This is a genomic window from Escherichia sp. WS1451, from assembly GCF_046487365.1.
Taxonomy (GTDB): Bacteria; Pseudomonadota; Gammaproteobacteria; order Enterobacterales; family Enterobacteriaceae; genus Escherichia; species Escherichia coli.
This window is the reverse complement of sequence record NZ_JBJQJP010000001.1, coordinates 511,122-522,298: the sequence shown is the minus strand read 5'-3', so window position 1 is coordinate 522,298 and position 11,177 is coordinate 511,122. Positions and strand designations below refer to the sequence as shown.

The following is an 11,177-nucleotide window of genomic DNA, read 5'->3' as shown; positions in this document are numbered from 1 at the left end:
TACTGGCAACTTTTGTCGTATTTTCTCGCGCTTTCAGGAAAATCCTTAAAAATGTGACCGATTGGTCAGACGCTGCAGAAGCAGTAAGATAGAAGATGAGTGTCTAATTCCCTGAATACAGGAGTAAATAATGCAAAAAATCGTGATCGTTGCCAATGGCGCACCTTACGGGAGCGAATCCTTGTTTAACAGCTTGCGGCTGGCCATTGCGTTACGAGAGCAGGAGAGCAATCTGGATCTGCGTCTGTTCCTGATGTCTGATGCGGTCACAGCCGGGTTGCGCGGGCAAAAACCAGGGGAAGGCTACAACATTCAGCAAATGCTGGAGATCCTTACCGCTCAGAATGTACCGGTGAAATTGTGCAAAACCTGTACTGACGGACGCGGGATTAGCACACTTCCTCTGATTGATGGGGTGGAAATCGGTACTCTTGTGGAACTGGCGCAATGGACGCTGTCAGCCGATAAAGTGCTCACATTTTAATGTTTGAGGGGGCGTCTGACGCCCCACTATGCGAAAAGTTTACTCAGGCGAATCCCGGCCGTAACACAGCATCCGGATAATTCTCCGCCAGCAGTTTTTTTACCGATACCAGCAAATCATTCAGCCCATCGTCCTGCATTCCCAGTTTGATAAGCTCCTGTTCCAGTGAAAACAGGTATTGTGCATTGGTTCCCAGCGGACCGCTCGCCGCCGCAATCAACGGCGCGATGACCTGAGCACGAGTGTCAGATTCATATTCTGGATGTCGCGGGTCCATAATAAACACAATGGCGTTTACTGTGCGTCCATCATCAAGATCAAGCTGACACCAGGTTGGCAGATAACAGCCGGTAATCATCTCACGCTTCCACAGCAAGGTTAGTTCCTGCTCCAGCGTCTCTTCTGGCAGTCGATAGGCGACGCCTGTGGTGCGTCCGCCCTCTTTCAGTGCAAGCATTCGTCCCGGCTGGTGCGCAGTCCCGCGCCCGGCGGTCAGACGCAGGCAAAACGCGCGATGCCATCCAACCAGTGTACCGGTGCACGACTCGGTAAACTCCAGTGCCGGATTCCACATCAACGATCCATAACCGAAGATCCACACCGGTCCCTCATCAGGTCGACAAGCCAGCGTCGCCGCCAGCGAAGCCGCCCGTTGTTCTGCTGACCATAAGAGTGATTCTTCAATGGCACCAAATGCCGTTTTACAATCGGCATTCATCAAGAAATCACGCGTTATCACCTTACACCTCCGCCACTGCATACTTCCCTGCGACAACTTTTTGGTGTCTTCCGGACATTTTTACTGCTCATTTTGAAACCACTAACGGGACAATATGCAATCCACGGACCACTTGCAAGGCAACACCGCACGAATAGCTTTAACTAAGCTACCGGTTTTACGATTTTTTATGCCATTTATCATCATCCCCTTTGGCATATTCATGCTTCACAGCAGCCCAGGCCACTTTATGCGCGGTTTCTTCGCGACTGGCGTCATCACGCCGATCTTCTTTATCTTTATATTGATCCCATGCGCTGTTGAACGCTTCTTTATAGATATCCTGGGCATGAGACGGAAGCACGTGCTTTACGCTTTCCGGCAGATCGCTTTTCGTTTTATACGGCATCGTTGACTCCTTTTACAAAGTTGAACATTAAGTGTGGTCAACAACATCTACTCTTGCCAAAACATAAGAATTTTCATGTCAGACTCTTCTTAAGAAGTGCTAAAACAAACATTGTCTAAACGCATTGCTTATTTTTATGGCCCGATGAGTAAAAAATCGACAGCGGGGTAAAAATTCGTAAAATGTTACCGATATCCAGACACTTTCTGTTATTTTTCCTACCTATTTTTTACATTTTCGATAAATTCATCTGCAAAGGGATAACCATAATGTCAAATGCTCAAGAGGCGGTAAAAACCCGCCACAAGGAGACTTCGCTTATTTTCCCGGTTCTGGCGCTGGTAGTGCTGTTCCTGTGGGGAAGCAGCCAGACACTACCAGTGGTCATTGGCATCAATCTTCTTGCTCTTATTGGTATTTTAAGTAGCGCCTTTAGTGTTGTCCGTCATGCGGACGTATTAGCCCATCGCCTGGGAGAACCTTACGGTTCGCTTATTCTTAGCCTTTCAGTGGTTATTCTTGAAGTCAGTTTGATTTCAGCTTTAATGGCAACCGGCGACGCCGCGCCAACGCTAATGCGTGATACGCTCTATTCAATCATTATGATTGTTACCGGTGGGCTGGTTGGCTTTTCATTATTGTTGGGCGGACGCAAGTTTGCCACCCAATATATGAATCTGTTTGGTATCAAGCAGTATTTAATTGCGCTGTTCCCCCTGGCGATAATCGTACTGGTATTTCCAATGGCTCTGCCTGCGGCGAATTTTTCAACCGGTCAGGCGTTACTGGTAGCATTAATTTCTGCGGCAATGTATGGCGTATTTTTGCTGATCCAGACCAAAACGCATCAAAGTTTATTTGTCTACGAGCACGAAGATGACAGTGATGACGACGACCCGCATCACGGTAAACCGTCTGCCCATAGCAGCCTGTGGCATGCTATCTGGTTGATTATCCATCTGATTGCCGTTATTGCAGTCACCAAAATGAACGCCAGCCCGCTGGAGACATTGCTCGACAGCATGAATGCCCCTGTCGCCTTTACTGGCTTCCTGGTGGCTCTGTTGATTCTGTCGCCGGAAGGTTTAGGTGCGTTAAAAGCAGTGTTGAACAACCAGGTCCAGCGCGCGATGAATCTGTTCTTTGGTTCAGTGTTAGCAACCATTTCGCTTACCGTACCTGTCGTCACGCTAATTGCCTTTATGACGGGTAACGAATTGCAGTTTGCACTTGGTGCGCCAGAAATGGTGGTGATGGTGGCCTCTTTAGTGCTGTGCCATATCTCCTTCTCCACCGGACGTACTAACGTGCTCAATGGCGCAGCGCATCTGGCACTGTTTGCCGCCTATTTGATGACGATATTTGCCTGACAGTTATATCTCCTCCGATGACGAAAATCGGGGGAGATAATATAAATTCCTGCTTATTGTATTTCTTCATACTACCTGAACAGGTCGTTAATCAGAATTGCGAGCCTGTACCAGAACCTGCACGAAACCACTGCAACAGCTGTTGAAAAGCCGGAATGTACTCTTCATTGCAAACATTTCAGGGATGAAGTGAAGATGAATTGCGACGTAATATCCACACCAAGCCGGCGTTATCCGGTGAGGCGCAATGTTGCGGGGGCTTTATCCCTGGTGGCATTGGTTGCTGGAAAGAGAAAACCCCCGCACGTTGAGAGGTAAAACCTGACAACAGAACGGGGGCTAATCTTGAACCATCAACAATTCAAGAATAGCCGCAAAATGTTGTCATTACAACAAGGCGGCTATATGACGCTCGCGCAGTTTGCCATGATTTTCTGGCACGACCTGGCGGCACCGATCCTGGCGGGGATTATTACCGCAGTGATTGTCAGCTGGTGGCGTAACCGGAAGTAAGGTGAAAACGGGCGTCAGGCTGCCGTGATGGCAATATGCGCCCGAAACCGGCCGCAGGGGTAACAGCCTGCGGCCCTTTTTGTCTTTATCTCTTCTGCAAGTAAATATTGGCAACCCGAGCTGGAAGCATCATCCAGAGCACTCATGAAACGACTGTAACAGCTGTTGAAAAACCGGAATGCACTCTTCATTGCAAACATTTCAGGGATGAAGTGAAGATGAATTGAGACGTAGTATCCACACCAAGCCGGAGTTATCCGGTGAGGCGCAATGTTGCGGGGGCTTTATCCCTGGTGGCATTGGTTGCTGGAAAGAGAAAACCCCCGCACGTTGAGAGGTACAACCTGACAACAGAACGGGGGCTAATCTTGAACCAGAACAATTCAAGAATAGCCGCAAAATGTTGTCATTACAACAAGGCGGCTATATGACGCTCACGCAGTTTGCCATGACTTTCTGGCACGACCTGGCAGCACCGATCCTGGCGGGAATTATTACCGCAGCGATTGTCAGCTGGTGGCGTAACCGGAAGTAAGGTGAAAACGGGCGTCAGGCTGCCGTGATGGCAATATGCGCCCGAAACCGGCCGCAGGGGTAATAGCCTGCGGCCTTTTTTGTATCCGGCACCCATGAAAAAAGTCTTAACGCAGAACGCTAAGACTTTATTTTTCAAGCAAAAAAGATTACTTGCTGGTATCCAGTTCTTCGAAACCTTTCACCAGATCATCAATCGCTTTCATTTGCTTGAGGAACGGTTCCAGTTTAGCCAGCGGCAGCGCGGATGGACCATCACATTTCGCATGTTCCGGATCCGGATGCGCTTCAATAAACAGCCCCGCCAGACCTACCGCCATACCGGCTCTTGCCAGCTCAGCCACCTGAGCACGACGACCGCCGGAAGCTGCGCCAAATGGATCGCGACATTGCAGTGCGTGGGTAACGTCGAAAATCACCGGTGAATTACCAGACACTTTCTTCATGATGCTGAAGCCCAGCATATCAACAACCAGGTTGTCATAGCCGAAGTTAGCACCGCGATCGCAAAGAATCACTTTTTCGTTGCCGCCTTCTTTGAATTTATCAACGATATTACCCATCTGTCCCGGGCTGACAAACTGCGGTTTCTTGACGTTAATTACCGCACCGGTTTTCGCCATGGCTTCAACCAGGTCTGTCTGGCGAGCAAGAAACGCCGGCAACTGAATCACATCCACAACATCAGCAACGGGCTGAGCCTGGCTTGGTTCGTGAACGTCGGTGATAATTTTCACGCCAAAAGTCTGCTTCAACTCCTGGAAGATTTTCATCCCTTCTTCCAGGCCCGGTCCACGATAAGAGTGGATGGAGGAGCGGTTGGCTTTGTCAAAAGAGGCTTTGAACACGTAAGGGATACCCAGTTTCTGGGTCACGGTTACGTAGTGCTCGCAAATGCGCATCGCCAGATCGCGAGATTCCAGCACGTTCATACCACCAAACAGTACGAACGGCAGGTCATTTGCTACGTTGATGTCGCCAATGCTAACCACTTTTTGTTTCATAGGATCGCCTTAATCTTGAGTAAAATGTCGATTAATTAATGCAGCACAATATGTTTATGCGCGATGTTATTTATTTGCGCACGGATCATTTCGCTGATCGGGTCTTCCGGACACTGTTCAACGAAATAACTTAAATCGTTCAACGCAACGTGTTCGCAATCCAGTTGCGCATAAATCAACCCGCGATCGCGAATTTCATAGGGATCTTCCGGGTTGAATTGTAATAAAGCTTCGCTGGTGCGTAACGCCAGCTCCATCTGATTTTCTTCCATCAACGAAGCTTTGAGTGTATCCAGCAATTTGCGGATTACCTCAATGTTATCAGCTTCATCAAGGTCTTCATAAAACAGTTCCGCCGACGGGCTGATATTTCCCTTTAACCACACATCCAGCATATGTTCGCTTAACGATTCACCGTTAAAAGGATTAATCAGCCAAATTTCACCATCCGGACATTCAATGCGCAATATCAACTGCGTAGGGAAAATCACCGGCAGCAGCGGCAAATCGAGACGATTCGCGACCCATAATAAAACCGCACCTAATGATACCGCACTGCCCTGTCGATTCTTTAACACCTGGTCCAGCCATAATGCATCGGAAAGACGATAAACGCCGCGTGAGGCTTTAAATCCCCAGTCGCCGTAAAACAGCGCGATCAGTTTTTCCAGCTGCTCTTCTAAAGGCAGAAGCTGGCTGATTTCTTCCTTCGCCAGACTAACGAGACGCTCCAGTTCGTCGTAAACATCTTGCGAGGGAAAATCGCGGCGGATTGCTTCGCAAGCCAGGATCATGCCTTCGCACAATGGCGCTTTATTAAATTCGAAATCAGCTAACGATCTCATGACTTACCCCAGTAACGGTACTTTTGTGGTGGCGAGTTTAATGATGATGTACAGCACCACCAACGCCAGCGGGAAGGCAATAATGCGCGCCTGCTGACTGTGCATACGACGATAATCGAGTGCAATAAAACCCAAAACGATATAAATGATAACTCCAAACAGCTTTTCAGTCAGCCACTGTGCCTGCCCGGAAAATGGCAGGATGTGCGCTTTAGCCATCAACGCAATGCCGCTTAACAATAACAGCGTATCGACAACCGGCGGCACAATGCGCGTCCAGCGCGCAAATGCCTGTGGATGCTTCTGATAACGTAGCCAGAAACGTAAGGTTAATAGCCCAACTGAAAGCGCGATACTAATAAGATGAACACTAAGCAGTGTAGAAAAACTTGTCATTGATAATAGCGGCCGAGCGTTACGCGCTCGTTATCACCATAGTCCCGACAGGTTTCGACGTCATGATATCCCGCGTGGATAAATGCCTGTCGCACCGCTTCGCCCTGCTGCCAGCCATGTTCCAGAAGCAGAAAGCCGCCGGATACCAGCGCGTTACGCGACTGTTCGATGATATGCACGATGTCTGCCATTCCACTGTCTGCCGCAACCAGCGCAGTGAGCGGCTCAAAGCGGACATCGCCTTGTTGAAGATGTGGGTCCTGCTCGTCAATATACGGCGGATTACTGACAATCATCGCAAACTGCTGCCCGGCTAGCGCGCTAAACCAGTCGCTTTGCAGAATATGGATATTTTTGATCGCCAGATGCTGGGCATTACGTTGTGCCAGAGAGACAGCATCTGGCATACGATCTACAGCGGTAATTTCACAGTCCGGGCGCTCGCTAGCCAGCGCCAGCGCAATCGCCCCGGTACCCGTCCCGAGATCGAGAATACGGCAAGGCTGTTCAGGCAACCGCGCCAGTGCCTGCTCCACCAGACACTCCGTATCCGGGCGCGGAATTAAGGTCGCTGGCGAAACAAATAACGGCAGCGACCAGAATTCTCGCACCCCGGTTAAATGAGCAATAGGTTCACCATCGCGACGACGCGTCAGTAGCGCATCAAGTTGCTGACATTGTTCGTCAGTCAGCTGCGTTTCACCAAAGGCGAGAATAAAAGTACGCCCTTTGCCGGTAACATGCGCCAGCAGGATTTCAGCATCACGCCGCGGGCTTTCGCTCGCCTGAAGTTGGCTTATTGCTTCACGTAACCAGTGTTGATATTCCATTATTCCTGCTCGGACAACGCCGCCAGTTGGTCGGCCTGATGTTCCTGGATAATCGGTTCAATTAGCATATCCAGCTTACCTTCCATCACTTCATCCAGACGGTAGAGCGTCAGGTTGATGCGGTGATCGGTAACGCGCCCCTGCGGGAAGTTGTAAGTACGGTTACGGTCGCTGCGATCGCCACTCCCCAGCAGGTTACGACGGGTAGACGCTTCGGCCTGTTGCCGTTTTGCCATTTCTGCAGCGTGGATGCGAGCACCAAGTACAGAAAGTGCTTTAGCTTTGTTTTTATGTTGTGAACGTTCGTCCTGACATTCAACAACAATTCCGGTCGGCAAGTGAGTAATACGAATTGCCGAATCGGTGGTGTTAACGTGCTGCCCCCCCGCCCCTGACGAGCGGAAAGTATCAATGCGCAAATCTGCTGGGTTGATGTCCGGCAGTTCTGCGTCAGGCAGTTCTGGCATTACCGCAACGGTACAAGCAGAAGTATGAATACGACCCTGCGATTCCGTAGCAGGAACACGCTGCACGCGATGACCGCCAGATTCGAATTTCAAACGACCATATACACCATCACCGCTAATTTTGGCGATGATCTCTTTATAACCACCATGTTCACCCTCGCTGGCGCTCATGATTTCTACACGCCAGCGGCGGGCTTCGGCGTAACGGCTGTACATACGGAACAGATCGCCAGCGAACAGCGCCGCTTCGTCGCCGCCGGTTCCGGCACGGACTTCGAGGAAGGCGTTACGTTCGTCATCAGGATCTTTTGGTAGTAACAGAACCTGTAATTGCTGTTCCAGTTGCTCGCTTTTTTCTTTAGCTTCGCGCAGTTCATCCTGCGCCATCTCACGCATTTCAGGATCGTCGAGCATCATCTGTGCGGTTTCGATATCTTCCTGAACCTGTTGCCAGTCGGTAAAACAGCGCGAAACATCACTTAACTGCGCATATTCGCGTGATAATGCGCGAAAACGTTCCTGGTCGGCGATAGTTTGCGCGTCACCCAGCAACGCCTGAACTTCTTCATGGCGTTCATGCAGGGCTTCCAGTTTGGCAACGATAGAAGGCTTCATAGGCGTAAATGCACCCTGTAAAAAAGGAAAATGATGTACTGCTACTCCAGCCCGAGGCTGTCGCGCAGAATATTCAGGCGTTCGTTATCCCCGTCACGGGCGGCCTGTTGAAGTGATTTCGTTGGCGCATGGATCAGGCGGTTAGTCAGTTTCCATGCCAGATCCTGCATAATGGCTTGAGCGTCGCCGCCCTGCTCAAGGGCCGCTAACGCTTTGGCGGTTAACTCATCGCGAACGTGCTCTGCCTGGCTGCGATACTCGCGAATGGTCTCGCTGGCGCTTTGTGCGCGCAGCCACGCCATAAATTCGCTGGTTTCCTGAGCGACAATAGTTTCCGCCTCAACCGCTGCGGCTTTACGCTGCGCCAGGTTGTGCGAAATGATGCTTTGCAGATCATCAACGCTGTAAAGATAAGCATTCGCCAGTTTGCCAACTTCCGGCTCAACATCGCGCGGAACGGCAATATCCACCAACAGCATTGGTTGGTTGCGACGGCTTTTTAATGCCCGCTCCACCATGCCTTTACCGATAATCGGTAACGGGCTGGCGGTGGAACTGATGATGATATCGGCTTCGCGCAGACGCTCGTCGATATCGCTCAGGGCAATCACTTCCGCGCCGACTTCATCTGCCAGAATTTGGGCACGTTCGCGAGTGCGGTTGGCGATAATCATCTTCTGTACTTTGTGTTCACGCAGATGACGCGCCACCAGCTCGATGGTTTCGCCCGCACCCACCAGCAGTACCGTCACCGTAGAGAGCGATTCAAAGATCTGCCGCGCCAGCGTACAAGCCGCAAAAGCGACAGACACAGCACTGGCACCGATATCTGTTTCAGTGCGAACGCGTTTCGCTACAGAGAAAGATTTCTGAAACATGCGTTCCAGTTCGCTGGCCTTCATATGACCTTTTTGCGAATCGGCAAACGCTTTTTTCACCTGACCGAGGATCTGCGGCTCGCCAAGGACGAGAGAATCAAGCCCACTGGCAACGCGCATTAAATGACTGACCGCATCGTTATCCTGATGCCAGTAGAGGCTATTACGCAGATCGTCTTCGTTGAGATTATGGTAATCACACAACCAGCGAATGAGCGCCTCTTGCAGGTCATCCCGTTCTTCAACGCTGAGATAAAGTTCTGTGCGGTTACACGTCGACAGCACCACACCGCCCTGCACCATCGGCTGCGCAAGCAGGCTGTCAAGCGCCTGATCGAGCTTATCCGGCGAAAACGATACACGTTCTCGCAGCGATACAGGTGCCGTTTTATGGTTGATACCGAGTGCTAAAAGGGTCATGTCTGCGGGAAATAATACCAACGTTGATAGGGTTAGTCTGCTTGCATCATACAGGATGCGTAAGATCAATAAAAGAGAGCGCCCCCTTTTGGAGTAATTGCCGAAAGCCGTTAGATTCTGGCAATTAAGACAACGTGAACATAGACGATGGCTAACGGTAACGCTAGCATTAAGGGTTATAACTGCAACGTATCTCAAGGACTTGTCATTATTATGCCCCTGCCCGATTTTCGTCTTATCCGCCTGCTACCGCTGGCTGCTCTTGTGCTCACTGCCTGTTCCGTTACCACGCCCAAAGGTCCTGGCAAAAGCCCGGATTCGCCACAATGGCGTCAGCATCAGCAAGACGTGCGCAATCTTAATCAGTATCAAACTCGCGGCGCGTTCGCTTATATTTCTGACCAACAAAAAGTGTACGCCCGTTTCTTCTGGCAGCAAACTGGCCAGGATCGCTACCGTCTGCTGCTAACTAACCCATTGGGCAGCACCGAACTGGAGCTGAATGCTCAGCCGGGTAACGTGCAGTTAGTCGACAATAAAGGGCAGCGTTACACCGCCGATGACGCCGAAGAGATGATTGGCAAATTGACCGGAATGCCGATTCCGCTCAACAGTTTGCGCCAGTGGATTTTAGGTTTACCGGGTGATGCAACCGACTACAAACTGGACGATCAATATCGCCTGAGCGAAATTACCTACAGCCAGAATGGCAAAAACTGGAAAGTTGTTTACGGTGATTATGACACCAAAACGCAACCTGCGATGCCAGCCAATATGGAACTCACCGACGGTGGTCAACGCATCAAGTTAAAAATGGATAACTGGATAGTGAAATAATGCGGACACAGTGGCCCTCTCCGGCAAAACTTAATCTGTTTTTATACATTACTGGTCAGCGTGCGGATGGTTACCACACGCTGCAAACGCTGTTTCAGTTTCTTGATTACGGCGACACCATCAACATTGAGCTTCGTGACGATGGGGATATTCGTCTGTTAACGCCCGTTGAAGGCGTGGAACATGAAGATAACCTGATCGTTCGCGCAGCGCGGTTGTTGATGAAAACTGCGGCAAACAGCGGGCGTCTTTCGGCGGGAAGCGGTGCGAATATCAGCATTGACAAGCGTTTGCCGATGGGCGGCGGTCTCGGCGGTGGTTCATCCAATGCCGCGACGGTTCTGGTGGCGTTAAATCATCTCTGGCAATGCGGACTAAGCATGGATGAGCTGGCGGAAATGGGGCTGACGCTGGGCGCAGATGTTCCTGTCTTTGTTCGTGGTCATGCCGCGTTTGCCGAAGGCGTTGGTGAAATACTAATGCCAGTGGATCCGCCAGAGAAGTGGTACTTGGTGGCGCACCCTGGTGTAAGTATTCCGACACCGGTGATTTTTAAAGATCCTGAACTCCCGCGCAATACGCCAAAAAGGTCAATAGAAACGTTGCTAAAATGTGAATTCAGCAATGATTGCGAGGTTATCGCAAGAAAACGTTTTCGCGAGGTTGATGCGGTGCTTTCCTGGCTGTTAGAATACGCCCCGTCGCGCCTGACTGGGACAGGGGCCTGTGTCTTTGCTGAATTTGATACAGAGTCTGAAGCCCGCCAGGTGCTAGAGCAAGCCCCGGAATGGCTCAATGGCTTTGTGGCGAAAGGCGTTAATCTTTCCCCATTGCACAGAGCCATGCTTTAAGCCGGG

Annotated in this window: 14 protein-coding genes; 6 read left to right on the top strand and 8 right to left on the bottom strand. The window is 50.5% G+C overall.

The genetic code is table 11. From position 1 onward, the window contains the following. The first annotated feature begins 130 nt into the window (after positions 1 to 130). Positions 131 to 484: a DsrE/F sulfur relay family protein YchN gene (gene ychN, locus ACJHX7_RS02670; protein ID WP_001169669.1), complete on the top strand. Its 354-nt coding sequence runs from the start codon at positions 131 to 133 to the stop codon at positions 482 to 484. 43 nt (positions 485 to 527) lie between these two features. Here ychN and chaC read toward each other — a convergent pair whose 3' ends face one another. Together chaC and chaB are read right to left on the bottom strand one after the other, a co-directional pair. After that, positions 528 to 1,223, bottom strand: a complete 696-nt coding sequence (gene chaC, locus ACJHX7_RS02665) for a glutathione-specific gamma-glutamylcyclotransferase (protein WP_012311798.1) — start codon at positions 1,221 to 1,223, stop codon at positions 528 to 530. A 157-nt stretch (positions 1,224 to 1,380) separates the two neighbouring features. Beyond that, positions 1,381 to 1,611: a putative cation transport regulator ChaB gene (gene chaB, locus ACJHX7_RS02660; RefSeq protein ID WP_001146444.1), complete on the bottom strand. Its 231-nt coding sequence runs from the start codon at positions 1,609 to 1,611 to the stop codon at positions 1,381 to 1,383. 269 nt (positions 1,612 to 1,880) lie between these two features. Between chaB and chaA the strand changes: the two genes are divergently transcribed. From chaA to ACJHX7_RS02645, 3 genes are all read left to right on the top strand, one after another. Next, positions 1,881 to 2,981: a sodium-potassium/proton antiporter ChaA gene (chaA, locus tag ACJHX7_RS02655; protein ID WP_032171152.1), complete on the top strand. Its 1,101-nt coding sequence runs from the start codon at positions 1,881 to 1,883 to the stop codon at positions 2,979 to 2,981. A gap of 405 nt (positions 2,982 to 3,386) precedes the next feature. Continuing rightward, positions 3,387 to 3,494, top strand: a complete 108-nt coding sequence (locus ACJHX7_RS02650) for a type I toxin-antitoxin system toxin Ldr family protein (RefSeq protein ID WP_000170956.1) — start codon at positions 3,387 to 3,389, stop codon at positions 3,492 to 3,494. Positions 3,495 to 3,921: 427 nt separating this feature from the next. Continuing rightward, the gene (locus ACJHX7_RS02645; RefSeq protein WP_000176713.1) at positions 3,922 to 4,029 is read left to right on the top strand and encodes a type I toxin-antitoxin system toxin Ldr family protein; all 108 of its coding nucleotides are present in this window, start codon (positions 3,922 to 3,924) and stop codon (positions 4,027 to 4,029) included. A gap of 148 nt (positions 4,030 to 4,177) precedes the next feature. Here the strand turns inward: ACJHX7_RS02645 and kdsA are convergent, their stop codons facing one another. Genes kdsA through hemA form a run of 6 tightly spaced genes read right to left on the bottom strand, consistent with a single transcriptional unit; the run spans position 4,178 to position 9,483 of the window. Continuing rightward, a complete protein-coding gene (gene kdsA / locus ACJHX7_RS02640; RefSeq protein WP_000811065.1) occupies positions 4,178 to 5,032 on the bottom strand; it encodes a 3-deoxy-8-phosphooctulonate synthase in 855 nt (284 codons plus the stop codon). A 35-nt stretch (positions 5,033 to 5,067) separates the two neighbouring features. Continuing rightward, positions 5,068 to 5,877, bottom strand: a complete 810-nt coding sequence (gene sirB1 / locus ACJHX7_RS02635) for an invasion regulator SirB1 (RefSeq protein ID WP_001257044.1) — start codon at positions 5,875 to 5,877, stop codon at positions 5,068 to 5,070. 3 nt (positions 5,878 to 5,880) lie between these two features. Beyond that, entirely contained in the window at positions 5,881 to 6,273 is a 393-nt protein-coding gene (gene sirB2, locus ACJHX7_RS02630) for an invasion regulator SirB2 (protein ID WP_000200374.1), read from the bottom strand. Further along, positions 6,270 to 7,103, bottom strand: coding sequence for a peptide chain release factor N(5)-glutamine methyltransferase (gene prmC, locus ACJHX7_RS02625; protein ID WP_032171150.1), 834 nt, complete (start codon positions 7,101 to 7,103; stop codon positions 6,270 to 6,272). Before prmC ends, sirB2 begins: the two co-directional genes overlap by 4 nt. Further along, positions 7,103 to 8,185, bottom strand: a complete 1,083-nt coding sequence (gene prfA / locus ACJHX7_RS02620) for a peptide chain release factor 1 (RefSeq protein WP_000804726.1) — start codon at positions 8,183 to 8,185, stop codon at positions 7,103 to 7,105. The genes prmC and prfA overlap by 1 nt, the downstream gene beginning before the upstream one ends. Positions 8,186 to 8,226: 41 nt before the next feature. Then, the gene (gene hemA, locus ACJHX7_RS02615; protein ID WP_001330437.1) at positions 8,227 to 9,483 is read right to left on the bottom strand and encodes a glutamyl-tRNA reductase; all 1,257 of its coding nucleotides are present in this window, start codon (positions 9,481 to 9,483) and stop codon (positions 8,227 to 8,229) included. A 213-nt stretch (positions 9,484 to 9,696) separates the two neighbouring features. Here hemA and lolB point away from each other — a divergent pair, with 213 nt between their 5' ends. Both lolB and ispE read left to right on the top strand, forming a co-directional pair. Next, positions 9,697 to 10,320: a lipoprotein insertase outer membrane protein LolB gene (gene lolB / locus ACJHX7_RS02610; protein WP_032171842.1), complete on the top strand. Its 624-nt coding sequence runs from the start codon at positions 9,697 to 9,699 to the stop codon at positions 10,318 to 10,320. Next, positions 10,320 to 11,171, top strand: coding sequence for a 4-(cytidine 5'-diphospho)-2-C-methyl-D-erythritol kinase (gene ispE, locus ACJHX7_RS02605; RefSeq protein WP_094030199.1), 852 nt, complete (start codon positions 10,320 to 10,322; stop codon positions 11,169 to 11,171). The genes lolB and ispE overlap by 1 nt, the downstream gene beginning before the upstream one ends. The last annotated feature ends 6 nt before the right edge of the window (positions 11,172 to 11,177 follow it).